Raw genomic sequence first — 17,294 nt, 5'->3', positions numbered from 1 at the left:
CAAAATGGAATTTGAGTGTTTGCCTTATGATTGCCACCGGTTGTCCCACCTCACCCCACCGCACCTCTATGTCGGATCGCCCTGTTTCGGAGGAATCTCACCCCGAGGACTCTCGCGAAGCGGATGCCGTGTCCGTGACACCGCGTCCCGTTTCGCTCGTTCAACGCGCGGCGCTGTTCATTTCACTGGCCGTGGTCGGAGGAATCGTTGACCTGTGGACCAAGCATGCCGTGTTTTTGAGGCGCGGTTTACCAGGTGAAATGGACATTTGGTGGGTTTGGGAACCGTTCTTTGGCATCGAAACCGCTGTCAACATCGGGGCCGTGTTCGGAATCGGTGCCGGCAAAGGTGCCCTCTTCGCCACCGCGTCGGTGCTTGCGGCAATCGGCATCGTGGTCTGGCTATTCGTGTTTCGTGCTGCCGAGTCGCTTTGGCTGACCGTCGCATTGGGGCTTGTCGGCGGTGGAATTATCGGCAACCTGTACGATCGTCTGGGCCTGTGGTGGCAGCCGGGATACCCAGACGCTTGGCAAAGCGGTGTACGCGATTGGATTTTGTGGCGGATCAACGAACGTTGGACATGGCCGAATTTTAATATCGCCGACTCGCTGCTTGTCGTCGGAGCGTGCATGCTGCTGTATCAAAGTTTCTTTCTGCAGCCGGTGCCGCCTGCACAGACAAAGTCGGCTTCGGCAAAATCAACGGACCACCGGGACGACAAACCGGCCGAAGACAGTGCTTAGAAAGTAAGGCATTGCTTAGAAAATACTGCTTGGACGGCACCGTTTAGGTCGAAGGCACTGCATTAAGTCGGCTTTAATCAAACCCTCATTGCTCGATTTCAATCGAACCCCAAAGCAACCCAATCATGAGTGACGCCGACCGTACCCCCGTCGATCCCGATCAGTGGCATTCCTTCGAAGGCGGACGCCTGGCCGCGATGGTTTCGATCGCCAAGGCTGCCGGAAACCACACGCTGAAGTACTTTCAAAATGATCAATTGCAGGTCGACGCCAAGACGGATGACTCACCGGTCACGATTGCCGACCGCGAAGCCGAGCAACTCGCCCGCAAGCTGATCACCGAGCAGTTTCCCGACGACACCGTTCAAGGCGAAGAGTTCGCCGAACGAGAAGGCAAGTCGCCATATCGCTGGGTGATCGATCCGATCGACGGGACGAAATCATTTGTCTGTGGTGTTCCACTGTATTCCACTCTGCTGGCAATCGAAAAGGACGAACAGCCCATTGCCGGCGTGATCTTGATCCCCGCACTCGACGAAATCGTCGCCGCTGCCGATGGTTTGGGAAGCTGGCATCGGCGTGGCGATTCGTCCTGGACCAAGACGCAGGTCTCCAGCAAAGAAAGCCTGTCCGAAGCCGTCTTTCTGTCGAGTCAATTTGATTCGTTTGACGAACGGGGCGCCACGGCTAGCTTCAAAGAACTCGAACGTCAGTGCTGGATCACCCGAACCTGGGGTGATGGCTATGGCTACCTGCTGATCGCGACCGGTCGAGCCGAGGTGATGGTCGATCCCATTTGCAATGCGTGGGACGTAGCGGCGATCCTGCCGGTGGTCGTTGAATCCGGTGGAAAGTTCACCGATTGGAAGGGGAACCCGACCGTTCGCGGTGGCGACGGGATCGGGACCAACGGACGCTTACATGACGCAGTGCGGGCCTTGCTTGGGTAGTCAATCTTGCGTTCGCATCGGCCGAACCGTTACGTATCAGCCTAGCGCCGCGTTCCAGTTTGGTCGTGGTGGCGAGATTCACCAGGAGATTCGGTTTCCCCCGGGATCGCGGAATGCGGAGTGCCGAAAGCCAGCGGCGGGTTCCGATACGTCCCGAGCCCAGATTTTGAATCGAGAGAGATTTTCTCTCCGGTTGGGGATTCGGCGAACGGCGGGCGAATTGCCACGCTGTCATATCCGGGGACAACGCGGGGCGGCTAACGAAAGGAACTGAAATCCAGATTGCGTCGCCGCCTAGGGAAACTTCAAGCGAAACGAAGGGAAGGTATATGAGATCGCGGCAAGGATGGTTCACGATCATGGTCACCGGCCTGATCGCGATGGTCGGCGTGGGCCACGGAGTTGGCCAGCAAATCGAAGGCCAGCAAATCGAAGGACAGCGAGCCGGCGGAGATCGGTTCGGTGGGCCACCACAGTCGCCACAATTTGGTGGTCCATCGTCTCAAGGGCTTCTGCCGGGCGGCGCCATTGAGTCCGATCTGGGACAATCGGGTGTCGTCCAGGCCCGTCCGTTCGGTACGACCATCGTTCCCAACGTGACCGGTGCGACTTCTACGAGCAGAAATGCCTCGACAAACGGACCAGAATTTAATCCTTTGCCCCCTCGTCGTGGTGGTGCCGTGGGAGAACCATTAACGGCGGAAATGGCTGCCGCACTGCTTCAAAACGATGACGCATCGGGATCTCCGGGGATGTTGCCCCCCGCTAATACGGGTCAACGGAGTGCACCGCAAGCGGCTGCGGCAGGCGATCTCGTCTGCTTTTTTGGGTCCGATGGGGCGGGAAATCACACAATCGCGGTGGTTAATGCGGGAGAAATGCAAATAGCCGTGTATCATATCGATAGGTCCGGCATGCTCCGCCTAGTCAGTAGCCGACCGATCGGCGCCGATTTCTCTGTCACGCTCAACGCGACCGACCCGCTTCCTAGTCAAATCCGGCATCTGCAGAGTCGGGTGAAGTGAGGGATCATCTAATTCCGAGCAAAGAACAGTAGCGGCGTTGCCCCACGTAATTAGTTTATGACGTCGCGACATCGACTTCACTGTTCTCGACTTCACTGTTCTCGGAATCGAAGACCCCACCGACCATGTCTTATCTTTCACTGGACGAAGCAGCCGCCAAGCTGGGTATTTCCACCGACAAACTTGTTGAATTACGCAGCCAAGGTCAGGTGCGTGGATTTAAGGATGGTTCGAGCTGGAAGTTCCCCGAAAACGAGATCGAGCGGCTCGCCGACGACCTTGCCGCCGACGATAATTTCGGGTCTGGGATTTTGGTCGATGAAGTCGATTTGGGTGAATCAGGGGCTAGCATTGGTGCCGTAATCGGCGGCGACCAAGGCGATGACAATGACGGCAGCGATGTCAATCTGGGCTCCGAGCCGCTCAAAGAGGGCAGCACGGGCAGCGACGTGAATCTCGTCACGGGAACAGACAAAAGCGGCAGCGATGTTTCTTTGGTGGCCAACGACGGCGGAAAGGAAATCGAGATCGATTCGGTATTCGAAACCGACGAAGAGTTGCTGCAAGAGATTGATTCGGCAGAGTTGAAGCTTGACGATCCCGCGCTGCTCCGTGATAGCGCCGACTCGATCGATGTCGCGATCGACCCGAAAGAAGGCAGCACCGGCCCGGTCGCAAAGGCCGAGATCAATGAGGAAGTCGATAAAATCTCAATCAGTGACGTCGATGTCAGCGAAGAGCCTTCCAAGGCCGCCAGCGAAGAGGAATTCATGCTCTCGAGTGACCTTTCGGAGGACGACAGCAGCGAATTGCTGCTCGCCGACGACTCTGATTCTCTCGATTTGGACTCGGTGAGTGATGCCAGCCCCGCCGGAGCGAGCAGCTTGGCGTTGATGAACGAACTCGATGGGCCGAGCACCGACAAACCGACCGATCAGCCGATGAAGTCGTCCGGCGCGGACGTTCTCAGCGAGCTCGATCTGCTCGGCGAGCAAGCCAACACCGGTAGCGGGCTGATTTCCGGTGATAGCGAAAAACTGCTCACCTCATCGGGCCTGGGAAGTGGTCTCGACTCTGGTGTCATCAACGAAATGGATGACGCGTTGAGCGAAGACGACGACTTGGTCATCGCCGACGATGATGCCGATCTGATGCTCGACAGCGTGAGTGACATTTCGGTTGCCGGCGATAGCGGAATCAACCTGATGAGCCCAAGCGACAGCGGATTGTCGCTCGAAAGCGAGCCCCTGGACTTGGCCGGTAGTAGCCTTTCGGCGCTTGATTTGGGGGCGGAGTTGGCCGATGGCAGCGGTATTGCTAGCGGCAAAAGCGGCACCGGTTCGGCTGCCGACGAAGAATTTCAGCTGTCGCCTTCGGGGGTCGGGCTGGACGCCGATATGGACAGCAGCTCACAAGTCATCGAGGTCGAAGATTCCGAAGTCGTCGATTTGCAAGCCGATTTTGGTGACGAAAACGCCTTTGCCGATGCCGGATTCGGTGACGCCGATGCCCAGCCGGCCGGAGACGCATTCGGTGCGGCACCCGAAGCAGGCGTGGCGTTCGACGACGGTGGACTTGGTGCCGATGCCGGATTTGGAGCGGAAGCGGATGCCGGCGATGCCTTCGGTGCTGACGACGAAGTCGTGGTCGAAGATGGCGAGATCGCCAGCCCAACAGCGGGGGCTGCCGTCCGCGGTTACGAAGTTCCGTTCAGTTTGTTTCAGTGCCTCTCGCTGATGTTCATCATTCTGGTCCTATCGCTCGGCGGTATGCTGATGACCGATTTGGTCCGCAACATGTGGGCTTACAGCGAAACATCGGCCCCGGTTAGTTCGCTGACAGATTCATTGATCAGCATGGCTGGGCTCGATTCATAGTGTTTCGTCAACACTTGAAGTCAAAATTGCTCGAACGGCATTAACCACGGTGTCCGTGCAACACTCGGGTTTCGGTCCGATGCATCAGAACGCCCTCTCAATCCCGACGTCGACGACACCTGGCGCTGGTGTTCTGTCGGGTGGTCAAGTCGATTTGCCACAGCGACAAAGAGACACGTTGTCTAATTTGGACACAGTTAGGTGGGTACGATATTAGGGAGCGGCGCGTCTATACTGACGGCGTTAGGAGACGCTCCTTCCTTCATTCCGAAACGGAATTCGATCCCCCCCGCCTACCATCGCTATGCACTCTGGTTTTCAACCATCGACGCTCAATCTGCGCGCCCCGGTCACGACATTGGGACGAATGCCAACCCGCTTGCCGTTGATCTGGCTGCTGGCCTTCGGTCTGGTCGGATGGATCGGCGGTTGCGGTAGTGAACCGGAGATCACGACGTACACGATCCCCAAGAACATGCCGGAAGAGCTGGTACCGGGTAAACAGCGATTGTTGGCAGTCATGGTTCCACGGGGCAGCGAAGCGTGGTTTTTTAAGATCCAGGGCCCCGAAGAAGCGGTCGACGGGGTCGCTCAAGCCTTCAAGGATTTTGTCCAGTCGATCGAGTTCGGCGAGTCCGGCCAACCGATTTTGGATCCTTTGCCGGAATCATGGCAACTCGGCGGCGAGAAACCAATGCGTTTCGCAACTGTTTACATCAACACCGCTAAAAAGCAGCTGGAACTGACTGTTTTGACGCTTCCCATCAACGGTGACTACCCCGAATACGCGGTCCAAAACGTGAATCGTTGGCGTAATCAGGTCGGATTGAAACCGTCCGATGATACCTGGGCCGGCGCCGAGCCACTGGAGATGGAAGTGGCCGACAAGCAGGCTCTTTTGGCCGATTTCGTTGGCGAGCCAACCTCCGGCGGCTCGATGATGCCGCCAATGATGGGCGGTTCGATGATGGGCGGTGGTGCGATGACGGGGGACGCGCTCGCCGGTGGAAGTGCAGGCAAGGGCGGCGAATCGTCAGGTCAGGCTACCGAGACGCAGTCGCCAAAGTATGACTTCGAAACACCCGAGGGTTGGCAAGAGCAGGAAGCACGCGGCATGCGAGAGCTTTCCTTTGTCGTCGGTCCGGAAGATGCGACCGCCGAGGTCACCTTGATCACCGCCGGCGGGGACCTGCGCAGCAACGTCGCCCGCTGGATGGGCCAAGTCATCAAGGGTACACCGGAAGACGAGGCGGTGGATCAAATGCTGGCCGACGCCGAGCGATTTGATGTTTCCGGTTTCGAGGCTCAGCGGTTTATCATTGAAGGGGACGCAGGGCAGGGACAGTTTTCGATCGATGCGACGATCATTCCCACCGAAGGTAACTTCAGTAAATTCGTCAAGATGACCGGACCACCCAAGACGGTGTCCGAGCAACGTGACGCAATGAAATCATTCCTCCAGTCGTTGTCCTTTTAGTCAGCGATTTTGATCACGATCAAGTCAACCGACCTTTCCGCCTGGATTTCTTATGGCAACTGTCAACTCAACGTCAAAGTCCGTCGCCGCAAACCAAACGTCGATCACGGCCAGCACGGTGCTCACTGCCTTGGGGTCGCTGAAGATGACGGTGGCATTGTTTGCCGCGTCGTTGGTCATTGTGTTCGTCGGCACCTTGGCCCAAGACGAACTGAACATGCAAGCGGTCAAGTCGCGATACTTTTTGACTTGGATCGCGATGATCCGGATCGACGATTTCTTTCCCCAAGCGTTTTACAACCACAGCACTCCGATCCCCGGGATCATTCCGTTCCCCGGGGGAGTGACGATCGGGATGCTATTGATGGTTAACTTAATCGCGGCCAAGGCGACGCGATTTCGAATCCATGCCAAGGGCAGCCGATTGGTCGCCGGTGTGCTGTTCTTGTTGGCCGGTGTGGTCGTCGCCGGTGTGATCGTCGCGAGCGGTAACAGTTCGGACGGGCTGCAGGGCGCGCCGCCGTTTTCCTACGAAACCCTGTGGCGCTGCATGCAAGGGGTGACGGTCGGATCCGCGTTGGGCTTGATCGCTTGGTCGATGAGTTTCAAACAAAAGTCGCTGCGAATCGTCGGCTATGTGATCGCCGCGATCACCTTGGGAGTGATCGTCTACACGTTGGTGACTGGCGGGCGGATCGGGGACCCAGGGATGCGAATCGTTTGGCAGTTGGCCAAGGGACTGTTGGCCGGATTGATCTTGTTGGTCGGCTGCAACTTGGTCTTCGGTCGACAGGGCGGCAACATGCTGCTGCACCTTGGCGTTGGTTTGCTGATGCTTGGGCAATTCGCATTCGGTGATCGCCAACTGGAACAACGGATCAACCTTGTCGAAGGCGAATCGACCAATACCCTGATCAACCTCGATAAGGTCGAGTTGAACTTCATCGTCACCGGCGAAGGGGAGGACGAAGTGATCGCCGTTCCGGCCGAAAAACTCATTGCCGCCAAGCGAAATGACACGGTCATCAGTGACGATGCCCTTCCGGTCGATATCAAAGTTCTCGAGTACTTTAAAAATTCTGACCTCCGGCGCGTTTCTGATCAAGCTTCGGTCGCGACAACCGGCCAAGGTCTCACCTGGCAGGCTGTCGAAGAACGTGAACGCGGTGGTGCCGATGGTGAAGAAAACATGGGCTCGGCCTACATCGAACTGCTCGACAAAGACAGCGGTGAATCGCTGGGCAAGCACCTTGTCAGTCAGTACTTGTCCGACGCGCACTTGCTTGACCCGGTGCGATTCCCCGAAGATGATTTCGACGAGATCACAGTTGGCGGGACCGATTACCAACTCGGGTTGAAGTATGGCCGTGAAGTCAAACCCTACTGGGTCCATCTCGAAGACGTTCAACGCCGGACTTATAGCGGGACTGAAACGCCTCGCGATTACAGCAGTTTCATCCGCATCGTCGATCCAGAAACCGGCGAAGATCGACGAGAACGCGTCTGGATGAACAACCCGCTGCGTTACCGTGGCGAATCGTTCTTCCAAAGCAGTTACAACACGCTGCCGGGCGGCAAAGAATTGACGGGCCTGCAAGTCGTACGTAATAGCGGTTGGCTGATTCCGTATGTGGCTTGCAGCATCATGGCGCTGGGGATGCTGGCGCACTTCACCGGCACGCTCAAGCGATTTGTCGGTCGCCGTGAGCGCGAGCGTGTGAATGAACTCGCGGGCCTCAGTGACGAACAGCGTGCGCGAGCGACGTCGCCGAAAAGCTTGATCGCGGCCTTCGCCGTCACCGTCGGCTTGGGCGTTGTCATGCTGGTCCCACGCGCCGCGATGGTGAATGCGATGCGTCCGGCAACTCGCGATCAAGGCTTTGATTTTTACACCGCCGGACAGATCCCGACGCAGTATGGTGGTCGAATGATGCCGCTTGATGCGTTCGCTCGATTGACGCTCAAGTCGATCAGTGGCCGTGAATCGATTCCCGTCGAAGGAGCCCCGGATGAAGTCAAGGCTCGCGTCGATGGCAAGAAGATGTCGGCGATGCAATGGTTGATGGAAGTCGCCAGCGATAAAGATTCACTGCGTGACCTGCCAATGTTCCGCATCGACGCCGAAGAGGTGCGTAGTCAGCTTTCGCTACCTCGCCGCAAAAGCAAGTTGTACACCCTGAACGAGGTGCTGGAAAACTGGGGTGCGGCGCAGAAGCTGATCGATCTGGCTCGTGATAAAGACGTCGCCGACCATTCGTTTAAAGAGAAGACGCTACTGGAACTTGATCAACGTACGCGGCAGTTCATGCTGGTCGCCGAGGCGTTTCAGTTTCCAAGACCACGGCAAGCCGACGTCGAAGCGTTGCCCGAAGGATTGCCGGCGAATTTGCAAACGCGATTCTTGGTCATGAAGATTCTTGAACGGATGCAGCGTCTCGATCAAATGCAGGTCGCCCGAATCATCCCGCCGACCGAGGCGGACATTGCGGCCAGCGTCAACGATCCGAAATGGAAGGCGTACGCGCCGGTATTCTTCCAAGACTCGGTCAAGAGTGTCGAAGACGAAGATGCTAAGTTGGCATCGACGCCGTTCAGCAACATGGTGACCGCCTATTCCGATGGCAAAGGTGACTACGCCGCCTTCAACAAGGCCGTCGATGAACAGATTGCATTGTCAAACGCCACCGCAATCGATGGGCTGAACGAAAACAAGATCGCCGTAGAGCGTTGGATGCAAAATAACTCACCTCGAACGGTCGCATTCGTCTTCTATGTGATCGCATCGATCTTGGGTGTGCTTTACTTTGCGTTCGGCAATCACAGTCTTCGAAACGCGACGTGGGGCGTTTTGTTGGCAACGTTTTTGATTCACTCGGTGACCTTGATCAGTCGGATTTACATCACCGGTCGTGCGCCGGTGATCAACCTGCACTCTTCGGCCGTGTTTATCGGCTGGGCCGCGGTGTTTGGCGGGTTGGTGATCGACCGAATTTTCCGGTTGGGCTTTGGCAATATCATGGCCGCCGTCGCCGGAACGTTGTCATCGTTGGTCGCGTATAGCTTGGACAAGGGTGACACGATGCCGGTTCTGCAAGCCGTTTTGGACACGCAGTTCTGGTTGACCACCCACGTCATCAGCGTCGCTCTCGGCTATGTGGCCACGATGGTGGCCGGCCTGCTTGGGATTCTCTATTTGGTTGCCGTATGGGCTGGCAAAGACAAAGGGACTCAGGCCGTTTACCGAATGACCTATGGGGCAACCTGCTTTGGCATCCTGTTCAGCACCGTCGGTACGATTCTGGGTGGTCTATGGGCCGACGATAGTTGGGGGCGATTCTGGGGCTGGGACCCGAAGGAAAACGGTGCGCTGCTAATCGTGATTTGGAATGCCTTGATGTTGCACGCCCGTTGGGATGGGATGGTCAAGGGTCTCGGTTTCTCGATCCTTGCGATCGCCGGCAACATCATCACCGCTTGGAGCTGGTTCGGAACGAACGAACTGGGCATTGGATTGCACAGCTACGGTTTCACCAAAGGCGTGATGTTCTGGTTGGGATTGTTTATCGCCAGCCAGATCGTGTTCATCGTCGCCGGTGTGATCACCAGCCGTTTCAAACAAGCCCGCATGACCGGCTAGCGGACGGCGCGAACCGCGGGCCTTCCATAAGATTGACCGTCGCCTCCTCCGGCTCGTTAGACCGGCTTGCTGGGGAGCTGCCGTCGGCCGAGGTTGCCGTAGCGGTGGTAATCGTGCGAGATCGATTGTTCGAGAACGTAACGCAAACTTTCGACTTCCGGATCATCGACCACCGGTTCAGCCAGCACGGTCACAAACGCGGATCGGCAAGCTTCGAGGACTTCGTCGGAGAGTGCTTTCTCGGATGAGAGTAATCGAAGGCGGTCGACGCGGCCGTCTTCGATCTCCGCGGCCAGCGCTGATTCCGATTCTTCGATCCATTCGATCCGCCACGGGTGTTTGCTGTGGCTTGCCAGACGCAACGCCGCGTGTTCGAGTAGTTCGCGGAAGTCCTCTTGTTCGAATGCGAGCGAATAAGAGGCGTGGCAATTGGAGGCACTCGCCGCGATGATTGAAATCGCCACGTCGGTAAGTGATTCGTTTCCATTCAAGCGGATCCGTAACTGGTGCGGCGGACGATAACGCCGCAGGTTATCCTGGCCGACCAACTGGACATGGTCATGAGTTTGATTCAGGGTCAGGTCGGCAAACTCGGACGCGCGATGGGCAAAGCGTTCGAGTCGTTTCGTATCGATCACCAATTCGTGTGCTTCGGCAACCGATTCGATCGCGTCCAGTGCGTCTTTGATGGGCGAGACTGTCACGATGCTTTTGCGATTCGTCGCGTTTGCCGGTTTATTTTCGACATGCATCAACGGCAAGACATAATGCGGGCCGCCCGCTTTGGCACCCGGGCCGTAAGCACTTTTTCCGATGCCGCCAAACGGTTGCCGCAGTACGATCGCACCGGTCGTCGGGCGATTGATGTAAAGGTTCCCGGCGGGAATCGACTCACGCCAAAGCTGCTGCTCGCGATCGTCTAGACTTTCCAGGCCGCTGGTCAAACCATAGCCCGTCGAGGCGACCCATTCGATCGCTTGTTCAAGCTTGCTGTACTTCATCACGCCGAGGACCGGGCCGAACAATTCGGTGCTGTGGGTGAAGCTTCCCGGACGGACGTTCCATTTGATTCCCGGCGTGTAGAGCTGCGGGTTGTCATCAATGTGCCGGGGGCGGGTGAGCCACTCTTCGCCGCTCTCAAGATCCTTGATGCCTTGTTCGAGTTCACCCGACGGCGGTCGGATCAAAGGCCCCAGTCGCGAATCAAGTTTCCATGCCGACCCGACGGTCAGGCTTTCCGCCGCATCGGCTAGAGCGTCACGGAAGCTTGCGTCGTCGTAAAGTTCTTGGTCGAGCAACAGCAGTGACGTCGCGCTGCATTTTTGTCCGCCGTGGCTAAAGGCGCTATGCAAAATATGCTTGATGGCGAGGTCTCGGTCGCACATCGCACTGACGATCGTTGCGTTCTTGCCACCTGTTTCGGCGATTAAGTGCAAGTCACTGCGAAGTTTCAGCATCTCCTTGGCTGTTTCTGTTCCTCCGGTCAAGACAACCGCGTCGACACGGCGGTCGGTGACCAGTCGTGATCCGGCGCCGGCACCGCTGCACGGAAGTAACTGCAATACATTGGGGGAAACCCCGGCGTCCCAGAAACACTTGGCGATCAAATACGCAGGCAAGACGGTATCGCTAGCGGGCTTCAATAGCACCGTGTTGCCGGTGGCCAAAGCAGATGCGATTCCGCCGCACGGGATCGCCAAGGGAAAGTTCCAGGGGCTGATCACGGCGACCGTCCCACGCGGCTGACAATGCAAGTCGGTGCGATCGTAATAGGCCTTGGCGGTCAGCGGGTAAAATTCGGTGAAGTCGATCGCCTCGCTCACTTCCGGGTCCGCTTCGGTGATCAGCTTTCCTCCGTCAAGCATCATCGATCCGATCAGGTCACCGCGTCGTTCACGCATCAGTTGGGCGGCGTTTCGCAGTAGCTCATAGCGGTGACCCCACGCCGTCTCTCGCCAGCCATCGGGATCTTGATCGGCGATCGCAATCGCGTCATCGACGTCTTGTTCGTTCGCCATCGTGAAGCGACACGAGACCACGCCGGGACGTGACGGGTCGAATGATTCACGTTGCTTTCTAGATGCATCCACTTCGCGGATTTGATCGCCAACTCGAAGCGGGACGTTAATGTTTTCAGGACTTTGGTCGCTCCATCGTTCGACGATCGACTTGGCCCATTGGCTGTGCCGCGGTAATGACCAGTCGGTATCGGGCTCGTTGACATAGCTAGCCCAGTCCGACGCGGGTTTTGGTTGAGTCGGTGGCATGAACCGATCTTGCAAGCGACGAGGGCTGCAATCGATTTCGTCGATCAGTTCAAGAGAGGATCGGAAGCCGTCGGCCAAGGCCAACCAAGTTGATGACTTAGGCGACAAATGAAACGAGTAACGCAGGAAATTCTCCGGACCGGTGTTTTCGTCCAAACGACGAATCAGGTATCCGATCGCATTAAGAAAATCTTCGCGTTTACAAGCCGGTGCATAAAGCAACATCCGTGGCGCCGATTCAAACAACGCACGACGCTGGTGGTTGGCCATGCCTTCGAGCATTTCGAATTGCATGTAGTCGAGTGCCGTTCCCGTTGTTTCTGATTCCAAGTCGAGCGGGGTTTGGGCATCGATCCGCTTCGTACGAGCTCCCCATAGCAGCGCGAGTGAAATGTCGAATAAGTTATGGCTAGCGATGCCCACACGCACATGTCCGGCCCCGGCAGCCTCGATCAGCAGACGCAGCATTCGTTTGAAGTTTGCATCGGTGAAGACTTTTTGATCGAACGGGGTCTGTGGCAGTCCCGCCAATGAGGCTTCGACCCGTTCCATTTCCATGTTCGCGCCTTTGACCAGACGCACCGTGATCGGAGTACCGCCGGCTTTGACGCGCTCGGCCGACCACGCGATCAAGTCGGCAAGTACGCCATAGGAGTCCGGCACATAGGCTTGCAGTGCGATCCCGGCGCGGGCGTGTTCCAGCCCAGGACGCGAGAGAGCCTTGCGAAACACGTCGGCCGTTAGATACAAGTCGCGGTACTCTTCCATGTCCAAGTAAACGAACTTGGGCGACTGCTTTCCGTCGGCTTCAAAACGTTCACGAGCCGCGGCGCGATAGAGAAGTTCCATGCGATCGGCGACGATGCGGATGGTCTCGTCTCGGGCGATCGTCGAAACCTGACTGTAGACCGTCGACAATTTGACGCTGATGCAGGCGATCTCGGGCAGTTGCAACGCGTGCAGGTAGTGACGCAATCGCCGCTCGGCTTCCTTTTCGCCCAGTAGGGCTTCGCCAAGGAAGTTGACATTCATCAGCAACCCGGATTGCTGACGAGCGGAAAGGTGCTCGCACAAGCGGCGTTCCTCGGCCGGCAAGATCACGTTGGCTGTTTCGTGCCGCATCTTGTCTTTGACCAGCGGGACGGCGACCCCGGGAAGGTAACCGCCAAAAGTTTGAAAGCCGCGGAGCATGGTTTGCTCCAGGGGGCTGAAAAACCTTGGAATCCCTTGGATGTCAAGCAAGTGTGTCAGTTGGTCGGCGACCCGCGCCGAACTGTGCGTTCGGAATGCTTGGTCGGTCATCTCAACCAGCGTCGCCTTATCGCTAGGATGTTGAATCATCCGCGCCAGTTCGGCCTGTTGGCGACGCTCCTGAGGGGTTTGAAGGTCGTGCGAGCGATTCAGCAGTGCCCTTGCCATCGCGATTGCCGCGTCGGCATCGTTACCGTGTTTATCGGCGATGGAAACTAACTCAACAAGATTCAACAACGTTTCGGCGACAGACATAGATTTCTCCCTGGGTCAACTTCCATCTTAACAGTGGTCGACCGGAAATAAATCAATCGCCAGGACGAGTTCAGCGAAGTCCGCCGGCCGGCACCACTACCGCTGCCGAATGGCCGGACCGCCGCTGTACGGCGTCGCATCGCGGATCTCAACGCGGGGGTCTGCGGCGATTGAAACGGACGGTGATGACGGGAGAAAGACTTGATTGAAGACGCTCAGTGAACGTCCCGGTGGATCAACGAAAGCCGTGATTTGTCGCGAGGCAATGGTTGTACCGCCGGTCCAACCGAGTTCTTTGCCGAATCCAAACAGTGCGACGCCTTGGCCAAGCGAGTCACGATGGCGGTGGCAGATGCCGGTCAGTGTGGTGGTTTCATCGACGATTTCAAAATGTACCGCGGCAAGCTTGCACTCGATCCCGTCACGACTTGCTAGGACCTGGGGGTCGATCTGCCAGCCAAGTTGATTGCGCATCGCCAAGAGGACTCGCTGGGGGAGCCCCAAATCAGTCGCGTCGATTTCACCCACCGCGCTAACCCAGCCACCGGGCGAGATTTTGCAGCGGGTTAAATGTAGGTTCGCACTCCCGACGACTCGATATCGCAGCGTTCGCGTCAAGTCGACCAACTGGAGATTGGTCAACGAGCAGCCGCCGAGGTCGAGCGTCCAACCGTTTTCAGTTTCTTCGCATTTCATCGTTCCCGACCACAAGGCTTCGCTACCGAGCATCCCGGCCACCGGTAGGTATTCGGCGACCGCAGAGCAGGGTAGGGCGGTGCCGTCGGTCGACAACACGACGCGGCTCGTCGGGCGATCGCCGCTACGGTCGCGATGGATCTCCGCACGCAAGCTGGGTTGATTCGGATCCATCCGGTCGCGAGCGGCGGCGACTAAACGAACGCCGTCAGACTCCGGAGTGATCGTCGCGGAAAGATGATTGAAAGGGAGCGATCCCGATGAACTGACGATGCTCACGTCACAGGCTTCGACCTTGATCGGCAGCGTCGTTTTGCTGGGGGATGACAGCAGTCGCCCGTGCAACAGCGACCAGGCACGACCGAGTCCCGAAGAACGCAAGGTCACCTGGTGGAGCAACATCCCGATCTGATGCTCGCCGCGATGGAAGTCAATCACGCGGACATCGGCGATCGTGGCATTCGTCTCCGGGTCATCGACGCGAACTTGGCGAAGCACATATTTTCCTGGCGCGACTTGGTCCATGGCGTCGATGTGAACGAGCAGCCCAGTTTCGCGACCGAGTTCGTATTCGATACGTTCTCGTTGACGCTGGGTGAACCACGGCGTCCAGGTCACCAGGATCGTCGACGCCACCAGGAACGTTGGTACCGCGCAGCAGAAAACGAACAACAATCGAGCAACCGCTCGCTGGGTTCGTTCATGCATCCATGCACCTTGTAGATTACGATTGCAGCCGGCCGCCTGATCTTAAGTTTCCCGCCTTGTCACCGGTAGACCGGTTCTGATGTTACGCAAGATTCGTTCGCAATGGTTTTTGCTAGCACTTGCGGCGGTCTATCTGATCGGTCACGCGGGGACAGAGCACTTCGCTCAAATTGCTAGCAAGAGCTGGATCCGATCGGGCGTGTTGTTTACGGTCATGTGGGCGATGGGCATCACGCTTCGGCCCGACGCGATCCGGCGGAGTGTGCGGCATCCGACCGCAAGTTTGCTCGCGATCGGCATGAACATGATCGGCGTGCCGCTGCTATGCCTGCCGGCGATGTGGTTTTTGCCGACCGAGTATTCCGGCGGACTGTTCGTCGCCGGGTTGGTGCCATGCACCTTGGCATCGGCTTCGGTCTGGACGCGAAAGGCCGGTGGCGATGACTCGATCGCGATGGTGACGACCGTGGTGACAAATTTAGCTTGCATTGCCGTCGTGCCGATGGGGGTTCAAATGGTGCTCGCCATGCACACCCGGATTCCGCCGCTGGCTCAGATGGAAAAGTTGTTTTGGTTTGTGGTGTTGCCGCTGTTGCTAGCGCAAGCAATGCGGCGAATGGGGGCCGCAGGGTGGGCCGACCGCAACAAGTTCCGATTGGCCGGTGCCGCCCAAATCGGCATTTTGACGATGGTGTTCATCGGGGCGGTGGTCAGTCAGAGCTACGGAGATCGGTTGACGTGGTCGAATCTTGATACGGTTGCAATGGTGGCGATCGCGGCGGTTTCGGTTCACTTGCTTGCATTCGGAATCGCGTACGGCTGGGCCAAGCTGCTTCACTTGCCGCCGGGCGAACGTTCGGCAATCGGGATCGCCGGCAGCCAAAAGACGCTCATGGTGGGGCTGCAGATCGCGATCGATTGCGGCGTTAGCGTATTGCCGATGATGATCTATCACGGCGGCCAATTGCTTTGTGACACGATCATCGCCGATCGATTGAAGAAGTGAAGCGGACCAGAGGCTGCCGCCGCCTCGTCCTTATGTTTGGTCTCTCTTGGTTTCAAGGCCGCGGAAGAACCGCACGCTATCGCGATTGCGGCTAATTGAATCAACGAGCCGTCGGCGGCATCCGCTACGAGCGAATCTGAGAACAAAACGCTACTCACGCGACGCGAACAGCGATGCTTGCTCCAAGGTAATCACACCTTGGAATGCTTTGCTCAGCGCGCTGATTCGAAGTGTTCGCATACCGTCCTTCACCGCTTGCCGTTTGATCGCTTCGACGGATCCATTTTCAAAAATCAAGTTTCGGATTTCATCGGTCATGTCTAGCATTTCGAAGATAGCGATCCGGCCACGCATTCCGGTGCCGTTGCACTTGGTACAACCTTGGCCTCGGCAGAACGTTGCTTTAGCGGCTTGCTCCTCGCTGATCCCGAGTGCTTTCAGTTGGGCGGCAGAAACCTTTACCGGCGTGCGGCAATGTTGGCAGATTCGTTTGACCAACCGTTGAGCGATGATCAAATTGAGCGCCGCGTTGATCAAGAATGGTTCGACGTCCATGTCGCGCAGCCGGGCGACCGCCGATGCGGTGTCGTTGGTGTGTAGCGTTGAAAGCACCATGTGGCCGGTCAACGCTGCTTGGAACGACGTCTTGGCGGTTTCTGTGTCTCGTATTTCGCCGACCAAGATCACATCCGGATCTTGTCGCAACAGCAATCGTAGGACTTGTGGGAAGTCCATCTCAAGGTCTCGGCGGACGTTGATTTGGGTGATTCCAAAGACATTAAATTCAACCGGGTCTTCGATCGTCGAAACATTTCGATCCATTCGGTTGAGCTGATTGAGGGCGGAGTACAACGTCGTCGTTTTACCGCTACCGGTCGGGCCGGTTACCAAGATCATCCCGTCCGGCCGGCTGGTCGCCTTGTTCATCAACTGAGCTTCACGGGAGGTCATTCCCAGTTTGGTCAGGTCCGCTTTAAGCCCCGTGGCATCGACCACCCGCAACACGATCTTTTCACCGAATCGTGTCGGGACCGATGACACCCGGTAGTCGACGGCTCGGTTTTCGATCGACAATCGTAGACGGCCTTCCTGGGGGCGGCGGCGTTCGGCGATATCTAATTCCGAAAGGATTTTTACACGCGAAGAAAGCTGTGGGTAATCGGCAGCCGGACCGGCGGCGATCTGTGACAACGCCCCGTCGACTCGCATGCGAACTCGATAGGCTTGCTCGAATGGTTCGAAGTGGATGTCAGACGCACCCGCTTGGAACGCTTTGGCGAAGATCGCATCACAATAGGCGACGTTTTCGGAACCCGATTTGTCAGTCGCGGCAGTTTCGGAATTGACGCTGGACTTGACGCTAGGATTGATCGGAGGCGGCTGATTCATCGATGTGGATCGG

At 57.3% G+C, this 17,294-nt stretch carries 10 protein-coding genes; 7 read left to right on the top strand and 3 right to left on the bottom strand.

Features of this window, described 5'->3' with window-relative positions:
• Positions 1 to 68: 68 nt before the first annotated feature.
• The 6 genes from FYC48_RS16990 (at position 69) to ccsA (ending at position 9,709) form a co-directional block, all read left to right on the top strand.
• The gene (locus FYC48_RS16990) at positions 69 to 743 is read left to right on the top strand and encodes a signal peptidase II (protein WP_200836630.1); all 675 of its coding nucleotides are present in this window, start codon (positions 69 to 71) and stop codon (positions 741 to 743) included.
• Positions 744 to 868: 125 nt separating this feature from the next.
• Complete coding sequence (gene hisN / locus FYC48_RS16985) at positions 869 to 1,693, top strand: histidinol-phosphatase (protein WP_149497924.1); 825 nt, start codon at positions 869 to 871, stop codon at positions 1,691 to 1,693.
• Between the two features lie 329 nt (positions 1,694 to 2,022).
• Entirely contained in the window at positions 2,023 to 2,718 is a 696-nt protein-coding gene (locus tag FYC48_RS16980) for a hypothetical protein (RefSeq protein ID WP_149497923.1), read from the top strand.
• A 125-nt stretch (positions 2,719 to 2,843) separates the two neighbouring features.
• On the top strand, positions 2,844 to 4,595 hold the full coding sequence (locus FYC48_RS16975) for a helix-turn-helix domain-containing protein (protein WP_149497922.1): 1,752 nt from the start codon (positions 2,844 to 2,846) through the stop codon (positions 4,593 to 4,595).
• A 304-nt stretch (positions 4,596 to 4,899) separates the two neighbouring features.
• Positions 4,900 to 6,072 (top strand): hypothetical protein, encoded by a 1,173-nt coding sequence (locus FYC48_RS16970; RefSeq protein ID WP_160149586.1) that lies wholly within the window; start codon positions 4,900 to 4,902, stop codon positions 6,070 to 6,072.
• A 52-nt stretch (positions 6,073 to 6,124) separates the two neighbouring features.
• Positions 6,125 to 9,709, top strand: a complete 3,585-nt coding sequence (gene ccsA, locus FYC48_RS16965) for a cytochrome c biogenesis protein (protein WP_149497920.1) — start codon at positions 6,125 to 6,127, stop codon at positions 9,707 to 9,709.
• A gap of 56 nt (positions 9,710 to 9,765) precedes the next feature.
• On the opposite strand, the gene FYC48_RS16960 is transcribed toward ccsA, so the two are convergent.
• Together FYC48_RS16960 and FYC48_RS16955 are read right to left on the bottom strand one after the other, a co-directional pair.
• Entirely contained in the window at positions 9,766 to 13,482 is a 3,717-nt protein-coding gene (locus tag FYC48_RS16960; RefSeq protein ID WP_149497919.1) for a bifunctional proline dehydrogenase/L-glutamate gamma-semialdehyde dehydrogenase, read from the bottom strand.
• Between the two features lie 96 nt (positions 13,483 to 13,578).
• Positions 13,579 to 14,886, bottom strand: a complete 1,308-nt coding sequence (locus tag FYC48_RS16955; protein WP_149497918.1) for a hypothetical protein — start codon at positions 14,884 to 14,886, stop codon at positions 13,579 to 13,581.
• 79 nt (positions 14,887 to 14,965) lie between these two features.
• Here FYC48_RS16955 and FYC48_RS16950 point away from each other — a divergent pair, with 79 nt between their 5' ends.
• Positions 14,966 to 15,892 (top strand): bile acid:sodium symporter family protein, encoded by a 927-nt coding sequence (locus FYC48_RS16950; RefSeq protein WP_149497917.1) that lies wholly within the window; start codon positions 14,966 to 14,968, stop codon positions 15,890 to 15,892.
• A gap of 150 nt (positions 15,893 to 16,042) precedes the next feature.
• Here the strand turns inward: FYC48_RS16950 and FYC48_RS16945 are convergent, their stop codons facing one another.
• Positions 16,043 to 17,281, bottom strand: coding sequence for a GspE/PulE family protein (locus FYC48_RS16945; RefSeq protein ID WP_149497916.1), 1,239 nt, complete (start codon positions 17,279 to 17,281; stop codon positions 16,043 to 16,045).
• Positions 17,282 to 17,294: the final 13 nt, after the last annotated feature.

The sequence above is a fragment of the Roseiconus lacunae genome (genome assembly GCF_008312935.1).
Lineage (GTDB): Bacteria > Planctomycetota > Planctomycetia > Pirellulales > Pirellulaceae > Stieleria > Stieleria lacunae.
This window is presented reverse-complemented; position numbering and strand designations above follow the sequence as displayed.

Bases quoted from the DNA above. Each gene is read 5' to 3' on its own strand.
- FYC48_RS16960 (WP_149497919.1), bottom strand. From the start codon at position 13,482: ATGTCTGTCGCCGAAACGTTGTTGAATCTTGTTGAGTTAGTTTCCATC.
- FYC48_RS16950 (WP_149497917.1), top strand. From the start codon at position 14,966: ATGTTACGCAAGATTCGTTCGCAATGGTTTTTGCTAGCACTTGCGGCG.
- ccsA (WP_149497920.1), top strand. From the start codon at position 6,125: ATGGCAACTGTCAACTCAACGTCAAAGTCCGTCGCCGCAAACCAAACG.
- FYC48_RS16970 (WP_160149586.1), top strand. From the start codon at position 4,900: ATGCACTCTGGTTTTCAACCATCGACGCTCAATCTGCGCGCCCCGGTC.
- FYC48_RS16980 (WP_149497923.1), top strand. From the start codon at position 2,023: ATGAGATCGCGGCAAGGATGGTTCACGATCATGGTCACCGGCCTGATC.
- hisN (WP_149497924.1), top strand. From the start codon at position 869: ATGAGTGACGCCGACCGTACCCCCGTCGATCCCGATCAGTGGCATTCC.
- FYC48_RS16955 (WP_149497918.1), bottom strand. From the start codon at position 14,886: ATGCATGAACGAACCCAGCGAGCGGTTGCTCGATTGTTGTTCGTTTTC.
- FYC48_RS16990 (WP_200836630.1), top strand. From the start codon at position 69: ATGTCGGATCGCCCTGTTTCGGAGGAATCTCACCCCGAGGACTCTCGC.
- FYC48_RS16975 (WP_149497922.1), top strand. From the start codon at position 2,844: ATGTCTTATCTTTCACTGGACGAAGCAGCCGCCAAGCTGGGTATTTCC.
- FYC48_RS16945 (WP_149497916.1), bottom strand. From the start codon at position 17,281: ATGAATCAGCCGCCTCCGATCAATCCTAGCGTCAAGTCCAGCGTCAAT.